Origin of the sequence: Stenotrophomonas sp. Marseille-Q5258, from assembly GCF_946900935.1 — a bacterium.
Lineage (GTDB): Bacteria > Pseudomonadota > Gammaproteobacteria > Xanthomonadales > Xanthomonadaceae > Stenotrophomonas > Stenotrophomonas nematodicola.
In genome coordinates, this window is the sequence record NZ_CAMPPN010000002.1 from 210,338 (window position 1) to 228,817 (window position 18,480).

The following is an 18,480-nucleotide window of genomic DNA, read 5'->3' on the forward strand; positions in this document are numbered from 1 at the left end:
ACCATGCACAACGACCCGCTCCAGCATCTCTGGCAGCAGTACGCCGGCACCGACGGCAACGAGGGCCCCGCCGCGATGGATGCCTGGCGCCGCCACCGGCAGCACGCCGTGCAGCGCCAGCTGTCGGCCTTCGGGACACTGCAGGTCGTGCAGCTGCTGTTCTGGCTGGCGCTGGCGATCTACTGCGGCAGCGTGTGGTGGCAGCAGCCGCCGCTGGCGGTGATGGTCAGCGCGCTCGCGCTGCATGCCTACAGCGTGGCGGTGATCATCGCCAGCGCCGCGCGGCTGCACCTGCGCCGGCAACTGCAGCCCGACCAGCCCGTGGTGGAGCAGTCGCGCGTGCTGGCGTCGCTGCGCATGCACACCGCCTTCGGCGAGCTGCTGCTGGGGCTGCCCTGGTGCTGGTTGTGGCTGGCGGTGCCGGTACTGCTGGCCTGGCAGGCCTGGGGCGTGGACCTGGCGGTGTATGCCGCGCGCTGGCTGCTGGTGTCACTGGTGGCCGGCACGGCGCTGATGGTGGCGCTGCTGCTCCTGGCGCGGCGCTGGTTCGCCCGCGATCCCCAGTCACCTCGCCTGCAGCGCGCGGTTGACGCCCTTTCCGGGCGCCGATTGGCACAGGCACGCGCCGAGCTGGACGGACTGCGCGACTGGTCGTAGCGCCGGGTTCCACTCCGCGCTGCGGGGATCAGTGCGCGGCGTGCCTGCCGCGCAGCTTCTGGACGGCGGTGACTGCAGCCAGCACGATCGCACCGGCGATCACGCCAACGACCATGTTGCCCAGCGCGTTGACCAGCCAGCCCCACTGGCCCTCGCCACCGAGCGACAGCACCAGGTGGTGCAGCGCCGGCACGTTGTGCACCAGAATGCCGCCACCCACCAGGAACATCGCGGCGGTGCCGGCGACCGAGAGGAACTTCATCAGCCACGGCGCAGCGACCAGCAGGCCACGGCCGAACGCGGCCAGCGCCGCGCCCTTTCGCGACAGGTACAGACCGAGGTCGTCCAGCTTCACAATGCCGGCCACCAGGCCATAGACGAACACGGTCATCGCCAGCGCGATGACCACCAGTGCGGTCACCTGGTTGAGGAACGGCGCAGCGGAGACCACGCCCAGCGACAGCACGATGATCTCGGCCGAGAGAATGAAGTCGGTGCGGATCGCGCCCTTCACCTTGTCGTTCTCCCACGCCACCATGTCCACCTTCTCGTCGGCCAGCGCCTTCACCCGCTCGGCCTTCTTCTGCTCATCCTCTTCCTTGGAATGCAGAAAGCGGTGCGCCAGCTTCTCCACGCCTTCAAAGCACAGGAACGCGCCGCCGATCATCATCAGCGGCACCACGATCGGGACCGGGAAGCCCTTGCCGCGCAGCCAGGCTTCCAGCGCGCTGATGGCCAGCGCGGCCGGCACCAGGATCGCCTTGTTGACCAGCGAGCCCTTGGCCACCGCCCACACCACCGGCAGTTCGCGGTTGGCATTGACGCCGGTGACCTGCTGCGCGTTCAGCGCCAGATCGTCGCCCAGCACACCGGCGGTTTTCTTGGCCGCCACCTTGGTCAGCACCGACACGTCGTCCAGCAGGGACGCAATGTCATCGAGCAACGCGAACAGACTGGCACCGGCCATGAGGCTTCCAAAGGATCGATCGAAGCGCCGATTCTGACTTATCCAGCCCCGCTCGCGGTAGATGCCGCCGGATTCACCGCTCCACCACCGGGACCCGGCCACACTGCGGTGGATCGCCGTTGCCGGAGTCCTGCTTGAATACGCCACCTGTCGCCCCCGGTTCGCCCTCGCTGGTAAAGGGCATGAGCCGCCGCAGCCAGATCCTGCGGCTGCTGCTTCGCTACCGCCATTCCGGCGTGTTCTCGGGCATGAACCTGGATGCCCGCGCCGTGCACGACCTGCCGCCCGAAGGCAATCCGGAGCAGTTCGTGACCGATCTGGAGGCGCTGGGCCCCACCTTCGTCAAGCTCGGCCAGATGCTCTCCACCCGGCCCGACATGGTGCCGGTGGAGTTCGCCACCGCACTGGAGCGGATGCAGGAGAAGGTCGCCCCGATCCCGGTGGAGCGCATCTACGCGATCATCGAGCAGGAACTGGGCGCCTCGGTGTCCAAACTGTTTTCCTCATTCGACCCGGTGCCGCTGGGGTGTGCCTCGATCGCGCAGGTGCACCGCGCCGCGCTGCATGACGGGCGCGAGGTGGCGGTCAAGGTGCAGAAGCCGGAAGTGGCCGCGCAGCTCCGCTCGGACCTGGAGGTGCTGCGCAGCTTCGCGCTGGCCGCCGACCATCTCACCCAGGTCGGGCGCCGGGTGCGCCTTCGCGACTGGCTCAACGAGTTTGCCAAGACCCTGATGCAGGAACTGGACTACCAGGCCGAAGCGGAGAACCTGCAGCGCTTTGGCCAGCATCTGCGTCCGTTCAAACCCTTGTGGGTGCCACAGCCGATCTGGGACTACTGCAGCCATCGCGTGCTGACGATGGAGCTGGCCCAGGGCGTGCGCGTGGACATGATTCCTGATGTGCGCCGGACCGAACAACCGATGGCACCGCTGGCGGCGGCGCTGATCCGCGGCTATGTCGACCAGATCTTCGTGCATGGGGAGATCCACGCCGATCCACATCCAGGCAACCTGCGCGTTACGCCGGAAGGACGTCTGGCCATCTTCGACCTGGGCATGGTGGCGCACATGCCGCCGCGGCTGCGCGAGCGGCTGCTGAAGCTGCTGTTTGCTGCGGTCGACGGTCGCGGTGAAGAAGTGGCCGACGAGATCATCGGCATCAGCACGCGGCTGGAGTCGTTCGATGAAGAGCGCTACCTGCGCGAAACCGGCCAGGTGATCGCGCGCTACGCCGCCAACAGCAGCTTCTCCGAAGGCCGTGTGGTGCTCGACCTGGTCCGCATCGCCACCGCCAGCGGCCTGCGCACACCGCCCGAACTGAGCCTGCTCGGCAAGGCGCTGCTCAACCTGGAAACCGTGTGCCGGCTGTTGTCCCCGGATCTGGATACACGCCGCATCGTCGAGCGCCAGCTGCAGCACGTGATGCGCGCACGCCTGAAGAAGTCGCTGTCGGCGGCCAACCTGGCCAGCGAGGCGATGGAGCTGCAGCAGCTGCTGCGCGACGGCCCCCGCAAGATGACCGACATTCTCGCCCTGCTGGCCGAGAACCGCCTGCAGATGAAAGTGACGGGGCTGGAAGAATCGCGGTTGATGGAGAACCTGCAGAAAATCGCCAACCGGGTCGCTGCCGGCATCGTCACCGCCGCACTGATCCTGGCGGCGGCAATGATGATGAAGGTGGACACCGGCTGGCACCTGTTCGGCTACCCGGCCATCGCATTCACGCTGATGTTGATCGGCGTGTTCCTCGGGCTTGGCATCATCCTCAGTGCGCTGATATTCGATCGTCGCGCACGTTCCAGGGAAGAACGCGGGCATCGTTGAAGTATTGCCCACCTGCGGTGGGCACCCGACTGGACGTGACAGCGCACCCGCACGCGACGCGCGTTTTCACGCGTGTTTTACATCGCAGATGGCAGTGCGATAAACGACATCTGCTGTCGTTCCAAACAAACATTTCAGTCAGGTTCGTGCAGGCATGATCGGGTCATCGGCCTGTCATGCACATGTGGTTGGACAGCCGGTCGGATGGGAATCACGTCGTCATGACGTCCATCACCACCTGTCTCCGCTGCCAAATGTGCCTATGCTCTGGATCCTGCTGCTGTCGCTGTTGCTGCTCGCCTGGCTGTTGCTCGCATCACGTACGTGGGTGTGGTGGAAAGCCGGCCTGATGTCACTGCTGATGCTGGCACTCAGCGCGTGGTGGCTGATCGACAAGCTCTCCGGCGACGGCCTCAATGCCGCCACCCTGTATCACCTCGGTGCGGACATGGAGGGCGCAGGCATCGCCGACTTCAAGCGCTACATCGCCGGCTTCATCGTGCTGGCGCTGGTGTCGCTGCTGCCACTGGCGATGACGCGGATCCGCCGCTGGCAGCGCAGCGGCCACGGCGGCGCCATCTTCGGCGGCTTCGTGGTGGTGTGGTTCGGCGCGATCCTGGTCAGCCCGCTGTATCACGATGGCCAGCGTCTCTATCAGCAGATGCGCCCGGTCGATTACAGCATGGTCGCGCCGGAGTACCGCGTGCCGCAGCAGCCGCTGCGCAAGCCGCGCAACATCGTGTGGATCTACGGTGAGAGTCTGGAGCGCACCTATCTGGATGAGGCCACCTTCCCCGGCCTGATGCCCAACCTCAACCGCCTGGCGGCGCAGTCGCTGGACGTGCGCGGGCTGGCCTCGGCCGAAGGCGGCGGCTGGACCATCGCCGGGCTGGTGTCGTCGATGTGCGGCGTACCACTCACCACCGCGCAGGGCGATGAGAACAGCATGGGCCGCATGGGCAGCTTCCTGCCCGAGGCGGTGTGCCTGGGCGACTACCTCAAGCAGCAGGGCTACACCAACCACTATCTCGGTGGCGCCAACGGCCAGTTCGCCGGCAAGGGCCAGTTTCTGGCCACGCACGGTTTCGATGCGGTCGACGACCTGGCCTGGTTCAAACAGCAGAAGATCGCACGCGCGCACTTCTCCACCTGGGGCGTGCATGACGACGTGCTGCTGGACAAGGCCTACGACCGCTTCATGCAGCTCTCCCGCAAGGGCGAGCCGTTCATGCTGACCACCCTCACGATGGATACCCATCACCCGGCCGGGCACCTGCCGGTGGCCTGCAAGCGCACCCGCTACCAGAGCGACTACGGCAACATCGGCCTGCTCAACGCCCTCAAGTGCACCGATGGGCTGATCTCCCGCCTGGTCGACCGCATCCAGGCCAGCCCGTATGGCCAGGACACGCTGATCGTGATCGCCTCGGATCACCTGGCCATGCCCAACGATCTCAGCCATGTGCTGGCCAGGCAGTCGCGCGAGAACCTGCTGCTGTTCCTCGGCAAGGACATCGCCCCGCGCCAGCTGGCCGCCACCGATGCCTCCACGCTGGATTCGGGTGCCACCCTGCTGAGTCTGCTCGAACCGCAGATCAAGGCCATCGGTTTCGGCCGGTCGCTGCTTGATCCCAAGCGGGCAGACCGCGCCAGTGCGAGCGCGGCGGCCTTCCGCGACAACGGACGGGACTACCCGCGTTACCTGGCGTTCTCACGCTCGCTGTGGCTGGGGGACAAGACCCGTCAGCTGCGCATCGATGATGACAACCAGGTCGTGGTCGGGCTGCAGCATGTGCAACCGCCGGTGCTGCTGGAATACGACAAGCAGTGGGACCTGAAGTCGGTGTACCTGGAGAACACCTCCAAGCAGTTCGACCTGGCCGACCCGGCCAACACCCTGGCCTATGTGGATCGTTGCACCGCCTTCGAAGATGGCTCGGCCGATGGTGACTGGTGCGCGATGCTGGTCAACCAGGACAAGGGCATCAAACTGTTCCGCGATGAGCAGCTGCGTACCGGGATCGCCGTGGACGGTCCGCTCGACCCGAGCACCGGCCCGCGCCCGAGCATCCGCCAGGCGCACATGATCACGCAGAAGGGCCGCCGCACCCGGGCCGGCCAGTACATGCTGCAGATGGTGGCCAGGCAGTCGCCCGACCGCGGCTTCTGGATCGAGGCGGTGTCATCGCAGCGCAAGGTGGTGGTCGCCCAGCAGTGGGTGCAGCCCGATGCCGATGGCCGTATCAACGTGCCGTTCGGGCTGGATCACGAAGTGGACGACCTGGAGATCCGCGCCTGGTTGAACCACGCCGAGAAGCTCGCCGTGGATACCTTCGCGCTGGTGCCGTCGCGCCGCGGCAACCGCGGCTGACGGCCCCCGGCGACGGCGGGAAGTTGCCGGCCAGCGGCCGGCATTACCGGTCGCGGACCAGGTGGATGTCCGTCGGCGAGGACAACGCGATGCCGGCGGCGGCGAAGCTCTGCAGCATGTTGAAGTACAGGTCGCTGCGGACGCCGTACACCGCGCGCGGGCCGGAGACGTAGGCGAAACTGTTGATCGCGATCTGGCCGTTGGCGATCGAATCGATGAACACCGACGGCGCCGGATCGGCGAGGACCGCCACGTGGGCGGCATAGGTATCCAGCAGGATCTGCCGCACTGCAGCCACATCGGTGCTCAGCGGTACTGAGAACTGGATCTGGATGCGCCCCTGCGCATTGCCCATCGTCATGTTGCGGATGGTCTTGGTGATCAGTTCCGAGTTGGGCACGATCAGGGTGGATTTGTCGCCGACCTGGATTTCGGTCGAGCGCACGCTGATGCGCTTGATGTCGCCTTCCTGGTCGCCCAGCTTGACCCAGTCGCCGATCTTGACCGGCCGCTCGGCCAGCAGGATCAGGCCCGAAACGAAGTTCTGGGTGATCGCCTGCAGACCGAAGCCGATGCCCACCGACAGCGCGCTGACCACCAGCGCCAGCTTCTCGAACCCGATGCCCAGCGCGGTCAGCCCCCACAGCACCGCGGCGATGATGCCGAGGTAGCGGGTGACGGTGCTGATGGAATTGCGCGCGCCGGCATCCAGCTCGGTCTTCGGCAGGTAGGTCTCGGTGAGCCAGCGCTGGAACGCCTGCATGACCGCCCACACCACCAGGAACACCAGCAGCGCATATACCACGCTGCTGGGCTTGAGCGTGGTTTCACCGATCTTCAATCCGCCCGACAGCGCATCCAGCCCGCCGTAGAACGCATTGAGGTTGCCGAACGGCACCGCCAGCGCGAGGACCGCCAGCAGAATCACGCCGATACGCAGCACCGCCGAGAGCAGCACGCCGGCCTGCTCCACCCGGGCACCGCTCAGCCCGGTGGTCAGTACGATGGTCTGCCCGACCCGGCTGTTGGGCGAGAGCATCGTGGTGGCCAGGTCGTCGGCGAATTTCAGCAGGAGCGAGGCCGCCAGCAGCACCACCGCCCCCCAGACCAGCTGCTGGGCCACGAACAGCGCGAAGTTGAGGTAGCCCAGCAGGGTCGCGATGACGGCCGCGGCCACCACCACATGCCCGGCCACGCGCGCCAGCACGATCCAGCCGCTCCGGCGCGGCACGCCCTTGGGCTTGCCGTCGCCTTCCTGCGCGTCCAGCTTGGCGGCCGCCTCGGCGGCCTGGCGGCGGTGCAACCGCGCCAGCGACACCAGGATGGCGATGATCAGCGCCATGTAGGTGATGGCCACCAGCCCATCCACCGCAACGGTGGTGATCTCGCTGGTGCGCGAGGCGCGGTTGATCTCCACCAGCAGAATGCCGATGAAGGTGAGCCCTGCCGCGCCCCAGGCGTACTTGCGCAGGCGCCACGCGGCGCTGTCGTCGAGCGCCAGCAACCGCCATGAGGGTCGCTTGGGCACCAGCAGGCAGGCGCTCAGCGCGGTGATGAAGGCGGCAACGAAGGTGGCGACCTGGAAGTGCAGCGCCAACTGCTGCAGGCGCGGCGGAATCGCGCCGATCGACTCGAGCGAGGCCACCAGCACCACTGCCGCGAACCCCGGCAGCAGCGTTCCCACCGCCAGCAGCCACACCGCCAGCCCGGAGCGGCGCAGGCGGCCATCCGGCGCCCGCTCGGACGCGGCATAGCGGCGGCCCAGCGCGCGCAACCACAGGCGCAGCGGGAAGAACATCAGCAGCGCCAGCACCAGCCCCGTCAGCGGTGCGCTCCAGCCGTGCCGGGCGATGGCTTTGCGCGCGGTGTTCTCGCCCTGCCGGTACAGCAGCACCAGACGGTGGATGTCGGCCGGCACATGGGTGGCGAACTGCCGCCACAGCGAAGGCGACAGCGGTGAATTGACCTTGCGCGCCAGTTCCTCGCTGAACTGGGTCACGCGCATCTTTTCGATGTCCGCGCTCAGCTGTTTGGCGTTGTCGGCAAGCAGGTTGGACCGTGCGATGGCCGAGGCGACATCGGCGCGCTGCTGGGTCATGGCCTTGCGCTGCTGGGCGATGTCGCGCGCTTCGGTCGCCCCTTCGGGCACCTCGCCCAGCTGCGCCAGCCGTCCGTCTACCTGCTTGAGCTGCGGATCGAGCGCGTCGCGCGCCGCCTTCGCATCACGCTGTACCGCCAGTGCGCGGTCGGACAGCGTCTTGAGGGTGTCCAGGGTATCGCCGTCGTCCAGCGACGCCTGGATCTGCTTGAGGTCCTTGTCGGCCTGCGCCAGCTGCGCGATCGGGTCGGGCTCGGCCGGGTCGTCGTTCTGGGCCAGCGCCACCGGCGCCATGCCGAGCCAGACCAGCAGCAGCAACCACGCCAGTGGCCGCGACAGGAAAGAAGGGAAACGGGAAGACAAACCGGCGCACCACGGGCTTCGCGCGGACCACCGCGCCTGCGCGAACTATAAACCCGGCGTCGTTCAGACCGGGTATGCGCGGCTCAGTACTTCAGCCGGAGCTCTTCCACCTGCGGCTGCAGACGGGCGTACCAGTCCTGGAATTCCTCTTCGGTGATCTCTTCCGGGGCGTACACCGCGATCGGGTCCCAGGCGTGGTCGGTGGGCAGCGGCTGGCGCGGCCCGGCGCGCAGCGAATAGCTGATGCCCTGGTGCTCGACCACGTCGTCCACCGTATCCCAGCGGTCGCGTACGAAGCCGCTGTCGCTCGTGAGCAGAATCACCTGATACATCCGCACCTCCCTCGCTCTGGTCCATCCACAGCATAGCGCCGCCCCCCGGGCCGCAGCACCCCACCGCGACAACGCACTGTCTCGACGCCCCGCTCGCCCGGGCTTCACCCGCCCGTGGCGGTGGCGTGGGCATCGTGGAGGCCTCTTCCCTTCTCTGGCCGCGATGAACACCTCCGACGACCTCAAGACCGTGCCCCACCTGAAACTGCCGCGCTACCTGGGCACCTGGTACGAAATCGCGCGATTGCCGATGCGGCACGAGCCGGAGGGCTGCACCGACGTCTCGGCGCATTACACGCTGCAGGACAACGGCAACGTGCAGGTACGCAATCGGTGCCGGATGGATGGTGAGGTCGAGGAAGCCATCGGCGAGGCGAGCGTGACCGGTGACGACAGCGCGCGGCTGGCGGTCAGTTTCCTGCCCAAGGGCCTGCGCTGGCTGCCATTCACCAAGGGCGACTACTGGGTGATCCAGATCGCCCCGGACTACAGCGTGTCGCTGGTTGGCAGCCCGGACCGCAAGTTCCTCTGGCTGCTCTCGCGCACGCCGACGCTGGACCGCACCGTGCAGGACCATTACCTGGCCTATGCACGTCAACAGGGCTTCGACCTCACCGACCTGATCCACACACCGCACACCGGCCATCCCACCGCCTGATGGGCTGGCAGGCGTGGACGCTCAGCCAGCCGACATGGATGAAACCAACTCTGCAAAAGGCAGCGCATGGACCTGAAAAGTGGTTATCCCTGGTGGGCTGTACGCAACGGACTGATCCAGGCATTTCCCCCGCTGGAGCGCGACCTGCGCTGCGATGTGCTGGTGGTCGGCGGCGGCATCACCGGCGCGCTGATCGCCGATGAGCTGTCAGGGCACGGCCATGAGGTCGCCCTGATCGAGCAGCGCGACATCGGCTGGGGCAGCACCGCCGCCAGCACCGCGCTGCTGCAGTACGAGATCGACACCCATCTGCTGGAACTGGCCCAGCGCTATGGTCACGAGGCGGCGACGCTGGCCTACCGCGCCTGTGCCGAGGCGATCCCGGCACTGGGCGACGTGGCGCGCGGCCTGAAGGACGTGGACTTCCGGCGCATGGACAGCCTGTACCTGGCCAGTCGCCGCCGCGACGTACCCCGCCTGATGGCTGAGGGCCAGGCACGTCGCAGTGCCGGCCTGGACGCCCGCTGGCTCGGCCCGGAGGCGCTGGCGGAGCGCTTCGATGTGGATGCCGGCGGCGCATTGCTGACCCGGCAGGCGGCGCGGGTCGACCCGTACTGCCTCACCTATGGACTGCTGAAGCGGGTGCGCCGGCGCGGCGGTCACATTCACGATCGCACGGTCCTGCACACGCTGACGCCGGGCACGCGGGGCGTCACGGCCCAGACCGAATCCGGGGCGACGATCCGCGCGGGCCATGTGGTGCTGGCGATGGGATACACCAACCAGCGCTGGATCAGGCAGCGCGTCGCACGCAACCGCAGCAGCTATGCCTTCATCACCGACCCTGTCGATGCCGCGGTGCTGGGTCCCCTGCAGCGCACGATGGTGTGGGAAAGCGCACGCCCCTATCTGTACCTGCGTGCCACCGGCGACCGCCGCCTGCTGGTGGGCGGGCTGGACGATGCCATCGACATTCCGGCACGGCGCGACCGGCGGGTGGAAGGCAAGGCAGACAAGCTCATGAAGCAGCTGCTGGACTGGTTCCCCCGGCTCGCCCCCACGCCGGCATTCTCATGGGCCGGGACCTTCGCCGAGACCGCCGACGGATTGCCGTTCTTCGGTCCGCATGAACAGTGGGGGCCGCGCGTGCAGTTCGCGATGGCTTACGGCGGCAACGGCATTACCTACTCGATGATCGGCGCCGGGCTGCTGCGGGCCCGGATCGAACGCCGGGGGCATCCACTGGCGGCGCTGTTCGGATTCGACCGCCTCGGCTGAGTTCCCCTTGCAACTGGCGGCATGACAGGCATCATTCAAGAATCGGCTGCTAGCGTCAGCGCTGTCGGCCGTCCCGCCTGTCCGCCCCGGAGCTTCCCATGATCCGCCTGCTTGCCCTGCTGCTGTGCCTGTCCATGCCCGGTGTGGCGTTGGCCCAGTCCGCTGCAGGCGCCACCGGCCCCCAGTCGGCCACCGGCCTGGACCTGACCATCCCCGACCAGCCGCTGCAGTATCTGGGCGACCCGTCGCTGCGCGGCGATCCGCCGGGCACCTTCTACGGTGACAAGAGCGGCCGCCGGGTCAGCGAGCGCGCCGGCAACGGCATCGCCGAGGTCACCGACGACAAGCTGCGCATCAACGGCAGCTTCACCACCGGGATCGGCTACGCGAAGAACTACGGCAACACGCATTTCAACGCCGCCGAACTCAACCTCAGCAAGAACTACACCAACGATGAAGGCAAGACCCGCGGGGTCAACGTCAACATCCAGGTCAGCGAAGGCAAGGGGCCGGGCTTCTTCGGTCCGTATGGCGGGTATGGCTACGGGCGTGGCCCGGGCTACTGGGACCCGCCGCCGATCGGCTGGTAAGCCGGCCAGCGACACCAGCATCCACGGCCGGGGCACCCCGGCCGTTCTCGTTTCCGCCGTGCGCGGTCAGTCCCACCAGCGGTCGCGACGGCTCGACAGCACGCGGCCGTCGTAACCGCTCATGCGCACCTCCACGCGCTGGTCGCGGGCATTGCGGGCGTCCAGCGTCCAGGTGGCGCCGTCGCGTTCGAACGACTCGATCTTCCGGAAACCGGCCTTGCCGGCCAGCGCCAGGATCTGCCCGGCATCGAGCACGGGGCGCCCGCCGCGGGCATCGAAAATCTCGCCATTGGACGGATCGACGATCACGTCGTCGACGGTGCCATCGGCGCGGGTGACGTCGGCTTCCCACACGCCGTCCTCGCGATCCAGCTCATGCACCTGCGTGTAGCCGGCCGCACGCAGCTTGGCCTGCACATCGGCAGCGGTCAGATCGGCGGCGAAAGCCGGGGCGGAGAACAGCGCCGCCGTCAGGGCGGCAGTCAGCATCGGAATGTTCATGGGAGGCTCCAGGGGTGGCCGGGCGATTCCGGCACCGCCAGTCTGGCAAGCAGGCCTAACCGCACCATGAGGCCGGTTGTTAGGCAGCGTTTAGACGTGCACCGTATACCGTATGCATCCGCCCACGATCATTGACCATGTCCGCCCTCCCGCTGCTGCTGCCGCTGTTGCTTGGTATCGCCCCGCAGGACCCCGCACGGGTGCTCGACGGCGGTGCGCGCCAGCAGGATGCGGTACGCCAGGCGGTCCGCCAGGGCCGGTATGTGCCCCTGGAGCAGGTCGTCGCCGACGCGATGCGCCGCTATCCGGGCACGCTGGTGGAGGTGGAGCTGGACGATGACCGCTACGAGATCGAGATTCTCGGTCCCAGCGGCGTGGTGATGGAGCTCGACTATGATGCCCGCAGCGGGCGCCTGCTGAAGATGGAAGAAGACTGATGCGGATCCTGCTTGCCGAGGACGACGCCCTGCTCGCCAGCCGCCTGCAGCGTTTGCTGGAGGACGCCGGTTACGTCGTCCTGCACAGCGCCGAGGGCCGCGCGGTGGAAGAACTGGGGCAGATCGAGGACATTGCCGCGGCGGTGGTCGATCTCGGTCTGCCCGGCCTGGATGGCCTGAGCGTGATCGAGCGCTGGCGCCAGGCCGGCCAGGGGTTCCCGGTGCTGGTACTGACCGCGCGGGCCCGCTGGCACGACAAGCTGGCCGGTTTCGACGCCGGCGCCGATGACTACCTGACCAAACCGTTCCAACCCGAAGAGCTGCTGCTGCGCCTGCGCGCCCTGATCCGCCGCAGCGCCGGCCACGCAAGCCCGCGCCTGCAGTGCGGGCCGCTGCTGCTGGACGTCAATGCCGGCCGCTTCGAGCTGGGCGGCGAGCTGCTGCACCTGAGCCCGCAGGAGCACCGCATCCTCAGCTACTTCATGCATCACCCGGACATCGTGATCAGCCGGTCGCGCCTGGGCGAACACGTCTACGACGCGGGCTTCGACCCCGATTCGAACACGCTGGACGTGCTGATCGGGCGGATCCGCCGCAAGCTCGGCGCCGAGCTGATCCACACCCACCGCGGGCAGGGGTTCCGGCTGTCGGCCGCGCCATGACCAGCGGCTCGCTGCGCACCCGCCTGCTGCTCGCCGGCGGACTGGGGTTGATTCTGGTTTCGGCCGTGGCCACCTGGTGGCTGGGCGCGATGTTCGAGCGCTCGGCGCGCGCAGCGATGGACCAGCGCCTGGGCAACGAACTGATCGCGGTGCTGGCACTGGCCGAAAGCGACGCGCAGGGCGGCCTGCAGCTGCGCCGGGCACTGTCGGACGAGCGCTACCAGCGGGTGTTCTCCGGCACCTACTGGCAGGTGCAGGATGCCAAGGGCCAGCCGCTGGGCCAGTCGCGTTCGCTGTGGGACGACACCCTGCTGACACCCGCCACGCTGCGGACCGGCCCAGCGCAGGCCTACGACACCACCGGGCCGCTGCAGCAGCCGCTGCGCGCCCTGGCGCAGCAGGTGACATTGCCGCGCATGTCGACACCGCTGCAGGTGGTGGTGGCCACCGACCGCAGTGAACTCGACGCACAGGTCAGCGCGTTCCGCAAGCGCACCGCGCTGGCCCTGGCCGTGCTGATCGCCCTGTGGTTCGCGGTGCTGGTTACCCAGGTGCACTACGGCCTGCGCCCGCTGTCCGAGCTCGGCCGCATTGCCGGGCAGGTGCGCAACGGCGAACAGGTGCGCTTCCCGCAGCAGGGTCTGGTCAAGGAAGTCGCCCCGCTGGCGGCGCAGCTCAACGATCTGCTCGACCACCATGCACGCATGGTGCTGCGCGCGCGCCGCAGTGCCGAGGATCTTGCCCACGCCCTGAAGACCCCGTTGACCGTGCTCGCCACCGAGGCCGAAAGCGAGGGCAGCGACTGGCGGCAGACCCTGCGCAGCGAAACCGCGCGGATGCAGGCCAGCATCGAGCGCTACCTGGCCGCCGGCATCGGTGCGGACAGCCAGCAGCGGACGCCGGTGGCGCCGGTGCTGGCCAGCCTATGCGGGCTGATGCAGCGCGTGCACGTCGGGCGCGAGGTGTCCTTCCACTACGATCCGGACGCGCAGGGGCTGTTCGCCGGCGCGCGCGAAGATCTGGAGGAAATGCTCGGCAACCTGCTCGACAACGCCGGCAAATGGGCCGCGCATCGGGTGCAGGTGACCGTGGCGCACATCGGCAACCGCATGCGCATCGACGTGAACGACGATGGCAGCGGCCTGCCCGAGGACGATCTGGCGCGCGCGCTCGGCCGTGGCGTGCGCCTGGACGAACGCATGCCCGGCAGCGGACTGGGCCTGGCGATCGTGGCCGATATCGCCGAGAGCTACGGCGGTACGCTGGTACTGCGCAATGGACATCCCGGCCTGCGCGCGACGTTGACACTGCCCGCAGGCTGAGCGACGGGATACGGCGGCGCTGCCCTCACCTGCCTGCGTGCATCCACCAGCAGTCGATGGCATCCAGCACGATGTGCACGATCAACCCGATGCCGAACAACCGCGTCTTCTTTGGCACGCACAGCCCGGCATACACAGCGATTGCCGGCGCGGTGTGCAACGGATGGAAGCCGATGCTGCAGCGGTTGGGGGCGTAGATCGGGTCGGCCAGCAGGTGGTCCAGGTCGATGATCCAGCCCAGCAGCAGCAACAGCCATGCCGAGGCGAACCGCTTGCGCCAGAACAGCCACGCCAGCAGCGCCGGCACGGCGGCATGCAGCAACAGGTGAATGATGGCGCGGCTGCTCATCGTGCCGCCGCGCCACAGACCCGGATGCGGTGGACCGCGCCGATCAGACCAGCGGCTCGTCGGACAGGTAGGTATAGCCGGTCAGACCCGCTTCCAGCGCATCGGACAGCTCCTGCGCACGCGCCGCCGACAGGTTCGCCGCCGCCACGCGTGCGGCATAGCTCGCGCGCAGATCGGCCAGGCTGTAGCCCACGTAGTCCAGCATCACATCGGTGGTATCGCCGCGTCGCTGCTGGGTGATGGCGTAGCCATCGGCGTCGGCCAGCACTTCCACCGCGTCGGTGTCGCCGAACAGGTTGTGGATGTCGCCCAGAATCTCCTGGTACGCACCGACCATGAAGAAGCCGATGCGATAGCTCTCGCCCGGATTCATCGCGTGCAGCGGCAGCGAGCTGTCCAGGCTCTCGTTTTCGACATAGGTCTTGACCATGCCGTCCGAATCGCAGGTCATGTCGGCGATGATGCCGCGGCGTGCCGGCTGCTCGTTCAGGCGCTCGATCGGGACGATCGGGAACACCTGGTCGATCGCCCATGCATCGGGGATCGACTCGAACACGCTGAAGTTGACGAAGTACTTGTCCACCAGCCGCTCGTTCAGCTCGTCCAGCGCCGGGCGATGGCTCTTCTCGTCATAGCTCAGGCGCGCGCGCACGGCGTGGGCAATGGCATAGAACAGGTCGTCGATGCGCGCACGCTGCGGCAGGTCGATCTGGCCCAGCGCGTAGCTGGACAGGCCTTCGGCATGGAAATGCTGGGCTTCCTGGAACAGTTCCACCGCCGGGCGCTCGTCGAGCTCGGCATGGATCTCGCGCAGGTGGCGGATCGCCGCCGGCTCGTCATCGTGCTGGTCCGGCACACGGCCTTCCTGCGCCTCTTCCACCTCGGACACGTTGGCGATCAGCACCGCATGGTGCGCCGTCATCGCGCGGCCGCATTCGGTGACGATGCGCGGCGGGGTCAGGCCGTGCTCCTCGCAGGCGTTGGCCAGCGGCTGCACGATGTTGCTGGCGTAGGAGTTCAGCCCGTAATTGATCGAGCAGAAGCTGCGCGAGCGGGTGCCTTCGTAATCCACGCCCAGGCCACCGCCCACGTCCACGTGGGTGATCTTCGCGCCCAGGCGCGACAGCTCCACGAAGTAGCGGGTGGCCTCGCGCATGCCGTTGGCGATGTCACGCACGTTGGAGATCTGCGAGCCCATATGGAAATGCAGCAGGCTCAGGCAGTCGGCGTATTCGGTGTCGCGCAGCGACTTCCACAGGTCCAGCAGCTGGCGCGGGGACAGACCGAACTTGGCCTTGTCGCCGCCGCTGTTCTGCCACTTGCCCGCACCCAGCGAGGCCAGCCGCATGCGCACGCCCAGGCCCGGCTTGACGTCCAGCGCCTTGGATTCCTCCAGCACCAGCTTCAGCTCGGATGGCTTTTCGATCACGATGAAGGTCTGCAGGCCCAGCTTGCGCCCGATCAGCGCCAGCCGGATGTACTCGCGGTCCTTGTAGCCGTTGCAGACGATCAGCCCACCCGGGCGCGACAGCGCCAGCACGGCCATCAGTTCCGGCTTGCTGCCCGCTTCCAGGCCGAAGCCCTCGCCGTGGTGGCTGGCCAGGGTGCCCGCCACGCCGCGGTGCTGGTTGACCTTGATCGGGTACACGGCGGTGTAACCGCCCGGGTACTCCCAATCGGCCTGCGCCTGGGCGAAGGCCGCCTGCAGCTTGCCCAGCCGCTGGCCCAGGATGTCCGGGAAACGCACCAGCAGCGGCAGCTTCGCGCCGGCCTCGCGGGCGGCGTCGACGATTTTCGGCAAGGACACCACCGGGCCGTCCTGGCCAGTCGGTCTCACCACCATGTGTCCTGCCTGATCCACGTCGAAGTAACCATCCGCCCAATGCGGAATCGAGTAGGTCTTGCGGGCTTGGTCGAGGGACCAATCGGTCATTTCAGTGGGCCTGGTTGGTAAAAAAGGGGGTGCATGATAACGCCTATATGGCGACAGCTCCGTTATCATGCGCGCCCGCGCCCGTGCCCAGGTCAGAACCTGAACGGGCCGACCCGTCCGGATGTGGCTAGTGCCACGCGGCCTCCGCCGCCAGCCCGGCTCCAACACCCCGAACAGGACCGTTTCTCCATGACTGACAACAACAACTGGTACATCGAGCACTTCGAGCGCACCGGCTCGGCCATCGGCTACCGCCTGACCGGCAAGCTGGACGAAGTGCAGTCGCCGTTCCAGAAGATCGAGATCTTCGCGACCAGCGACTGGGGCAACCTGATGACCATCGATGGCGCCATCATGCTGACCAGCAAGGACAACTTCTTCTATCACGAGATGATCAGCCACCCGGTGCTGTTCACCCATGCCGCGCCCAAGCGCGTGGTGATCATCGGCGGCGGCGACTGCGGCACCCTGCGCGAGGTGCTCAAGCACCCGGGCGTGGAGAGCGTGACCCAGTGCGACATCGACGAGCAGGTCACCGTGATGGCCCGCAAGCACTTCCCGGAACTGTGCGAGTCCAACGACGACCCGCGCGCCGAGCTGATGTTCGATGACGGCGTGGCCTACATGGCCAACTGCCCGGCCGGCAGCGTGGACGTGGTGATCGTCGATTCCACCGATCCGGTCGGCCCGGGCGAAGGCCTGTTCAACAAGGCCTTCTACGAGAGCTGCTTCAAGGCGCTCAAGGACGATGGCATCCTGGTGCAGCAGTCCGAGTCGCCGCTGATGCAGCTGGACCTGATCAACGAAATGCGCACCGAAATGGGCAAGGCCGGCTTCGGTTCGTTCAAGACCCTGCCGTTCCCGCAGCCGTGCTACCCCACCGGCTGGTGGAGCGTGACGCTGGCGCGCAAGGGCCAGAGCAGCTTCGACTTCCGCCAGGCCGATTCGGCCTCCAAGTCGTTCGATACGCTGTACTACACCGCCGCGCTGCATACCGGCGTGCTGGTCACCCCGCCGTTCGTCGCGGCCGCCCTGAAGGGCTGATGCGTTGGACGCCGACCGTTGGTCGGCTCTGCCGGTGGCCTGTGGCCCAACAAAAACCCGCGCTGGCAACAGCGCGGGTTTTCTGTGTCCGGTAGTGCCAGGCCGCTGACCGGCCCCCCAGGCAGCAAGGCCTCAGATCGCCCAGATCCCCGCGATCACCGCCACCACCAGGCCCCACTTGATCACCTGGTAGGCCACCACACTGCGCTCGCGCAGCGCCTTGGCCTTCAGGCGCACCTTGTAGACGCCGCCAAAGGCCTTGTTGACGCCACCGGTAGGATCGCCCGGCAGGTTCGGCGAGGCGCCACCGGCCAGCAGCGTGGACGCCACCGCACGGTTGAACAGGCCCGGCAGGCCGAAGCGCAGCGGGCGGGCGATGTCGCAGAACAGGATCACCCGGTCGTCCTGCGTCTCATTGTGCGCATGGTGGATGTAGGTTTCATCGAACATCATCCACTCGCCGTCGCGCCAGCTCTTCCTGATGCCGTCCACTTCGATGTAGCAGGCGTCATCGTTCGGCGTTGCCAGGCCCAGGTGCAGGCGCAGCGAGCCGGCAAAGGGGTCGCGGTGCGGGCGCAGCTCGCTGCCCGAAGGCAGCTGGGCGAACATCGCCGCGCGCACGTCCGGCAGCGACTCCAGCAAGGCGGTGGTCTTCGGGCACAGCGTCCTGGCCGACGGGTGCGACGGGCCGTACCACTTCAGGTAGAAACGCTTCCAGCCGCGGCGGAAGAACGAATTGAAGCCGGCATCGTTGAACGTGCTCGACGCAGCGATCTTGTCCGCATCGCGCAGCGCCAGCGCTTCGTCTCGGATCATCTGCCAGTTCTCGCGCAGCGGTTCGAGCTGCGGGAACGCCTTGCCCGGGTCCAGGAACGGCGTGGTCGGGACCTTGGAGAACATGTACATGATCACGTTGATCGGAGCCATGAAGCTGGAATGGTCCAGCAGCTGACGCGACCAGCGCGCACGCACCTTGCCGCGGTAATGGATGTACAGCACGCAGGCGATGAACAGCACGGCCAGCACAATCTTGATCATCAGTGTTCCTCCGGCAGGGCCGGACCTGAAATGGGGGGACGGGGCACGGGCCGTCTC

17 protein-coding genes are annotated in these 18,480 nt (G+C 67.4%); 10 read left to right on the forward strand and 7 right to left on the reverse strand.

The features are described 5' to 3' along the window. Positions 1-3 precede the first annotated feature (3 nt). Positions 4-657 (forward strand): hypothetical protein, encoded by a 654-nt coding sequence (locus tag OC534_RS02215; protein WP_017355146.1) that lies wholly within the window; start codon positions 4-6, stop codon positions 655-657. A 28-nt stretch (positions 658-685) separates the two neighbouring features. On the opposite strand, the gene OC534_RS02220 is transcribed toward OC534_RS02215, so the two are convergent. Continuing rightward, the gene (locus OC534_RS02220) at positions 686-1,624 is read right to left on the reverse strand and encodes a DUF808 domain-containing protein (RefSeq protein ID WP_017355145.1); all 939 of its coding nucleotides are present in this window, start codon (positions 1,622-1,624) and stop codon (positions 686-688) included. A gap of 119 nt (positions 1,625-1,743) precedes the next feature. Here OC534_RS02220 and OC534_RS02225 point away from each other — a divergent pair, with 119 nt between their 5' ends. Both OC534_RS02225 and OC534_RS02230 read left to right on the forward strand, forming a co-directional pair. Next, positions 1,744-3,447, forward strand: a complete 1,704-nt coding sequence (locus OC534_RS02225) for an AarF/UbiB family protein (protein WP_316044048.1) — start codon at positions 1,744-1,746, stop codon at positions 3,445-3,447. A 262-nt stretch (positions 3,448-3,709) separates the two neighbouring features. Next, on the forward strand, positions 3,710-5,818 hold the full coding sequence (locus OC534_RS02230; protein ID WP_262071300.1) for a phosphoglycerol transferase I: 2,109 nt from the start codon (positions 3,710-3,712) through the stop codon (positions 5,816-5,818). Between the two features lie 43 nt (positions 5,819-5,861). Here the strand turns inward: OC534_RS02230 and OC534_RS02235 are convergent, their stop codons facing one another. Together OC534_RS02235 and OC534_RS02240 are read right to left on the reverse strand one after the other, a co-directional pair. Beyond that, positions 5,862-8,210: a DUF3772 domain-containing protein gene (locus tag OC534_RS02235; protein WP_262071307.1), complete on the reverse strand. Its 2,349-nt coding sequence runs from the start codon at positions 8,208-8,210 to the stop codon at positions 5,862-5,864. A gap of 152 nt (positions 8,211-8,362) precedes the next feature. Continuing rightward, positions 8,363-8,611: a hypothetical protein gene (locus tag OC534_RS02240; protein ID WP_017355141.1), complete on the reverse strand. Its 249-nt coding sequence runs from the start codon at positions 8,609-8,611 to the stop codon at positions 8,363-8,365. Positions 8,612-8,774: 163 nt separating this feature from the next. On the opposite strand from OC534_RS02240, the gene OC534_RS02245 reads away from it, so the two are divergent. From OC534_RS02245 to OC534_RS02255, 3 genes are all read left to right on the forward strand, one after another. After that, on the forward strand, positions 8,775-9,269 hold the full coding sequence (locus OC534_RS02245; RefSeq protein ID WP_017355140.1) for a lipocalin family protein: 495 nt from the start codon (positions 8,775-8,777) through the stop codon (positions 9,267-9,269). 66 nt (positions 9,270-9,335) lie between these two features. After that, on the forward strand, positions 9,336-10,547 hold the full coding sequence (locus tag OC534_RS02250) for an FAD-dependent oxidoreductase (RefSeq protein WP_262071301.1): 1,212 nt from the start codon (positions 9,336-9,338) through the stop codon (positions 10,545-10,547). Positions 10,548-10,645: 98 nt separating this feature from the next. Then, positions 10,646-11,137, forward strand: a complete 492-nt coding sequence (locus tag OC534_RS02255; protein WP_153165061.1) for a hypothetical protein — start codon at positions 10,646-10,648, stop codon at positions 11,135-11,137. A 66-nt stretch (positions 11,138-11,203) separates the two neighbouring features. On the opposite strand, the gene OC534_RS02260 is transcribed toward OC534_RS02255, so the two are convergent. Continuing rightward, a complete protein-coding gene (locus OC534_RS02260) occupies positions 11,204-11,638 on the reverse strand; it encodes a PepSY domain-containing protein (protein ID WP_017355137.1) in 435 nt (144 codons plus the stop codon). Positions 11,639-11,775: 137 nt separating this feature from the next. Between OC534_RS02260 and OC534_RS02265 the strand changes: the two genes are divergently transcribed. Genes OC534_RS02265 through OC534_RS02275 form a run of 3 tightly spaced genes read left to right on the forward strand, consistent with a single transcriptional unit; the run spans position 11,776 to position 14,059 of the window. Further along, on the forward strand, positions 11,776-12,075 hold the full coding sequence (locus OC534_RS02265) for a PepSY domain-containing protein (RefSeq protein WP_017355136.1): 300 nt from the start codon (positions 11,776-11,778) through the stop codon (positions 12,073-12,075). Further along, entirely contained in the window at positions 12,075-12,737 is a 663-nt protein-coding gene (locus OC534_RS02270) for a response regulator transcription factor (RefSeq protein WP_017355135.1), read from the forward strand. The genes OC534_RS02265 and OC534_RS02270 overlap by 1 nt, the downstream gene beginning before the upstream one ends. Further along, positions 12,734-14,059 (forward strand): HAMP domain-containing sensor histidine kinase, encoded by a 1,326-nt coding sequence (locus OC534_RS02275; protein WP_136004647.1) that lies wholly within the window; start codon positions 12,734-12,736, stop codon positions 14,057-14,059. Before OC534_RS02270 ends, OC534_RS02275 begins: the two co-directional genes overlap by 4 nt. A 25-nt stretch (positions 14,060-14,084) precedes the next feature. On the opposite strand, the gene OC534_RS02280 is transcribed toward OC534_RS02275, so the two are convergent. After that, a complete protein-coding gene (locus OC534_RS02280) occupies positions 14,085-14,408 on the reverse strand; it encodes a DUF6122 family protein (RefSeq protein ID WP_017355133.1) in 324 nt (107 codons plus the stop codon). A 43-nt stretch (positions 14,409-14,451) separates the two neighbouring features. Beyond that, positions 14,452-16,341: an arginine decarboxylase gene (gene speA, locus OC534_RS02285; protein ID WP_262071302.1), complete on the reverse strand. Its 1,890-nt coding sequence runs from the start codon at positions 16,339-16,341 to the stop codon at positions 14,452-14,454. Between the two features lie 189 nt (positions 16,342-16,530). Between speA and speE the strand changes: the two genes are divergently transcribed. Further along, positions 16,531-17,385, forward strand: coding sequence for a polyamine aminopropyltransferase (gene speE / locus OC534_RS02290; RefSeq protein WP_017355131.1), 855 nt, complete (start codon positions 16,531-16,533; stop codon positions 17,383-17,385). A 132-nt stretch (positions 17,386-17,517) separates the two neighbouring features. Here speE and OC534_RS02295 read toward each other — a convergent pair whose 3' ends face one another. Then, positions 17,518-18,423, reverse strand: coding sequence for an aspartyl/asparaginyl beta-hydroxylase domain-containing protein (locus tag OC534_RS02295; protein ID WP_026070635.1), 906 nt, complete (start codon positions 18,421-18,423; stop codon positions 17,518-17,520). Between the last annotated feature and the right edge of the window lie 57 nt (positions 18,424-18,480).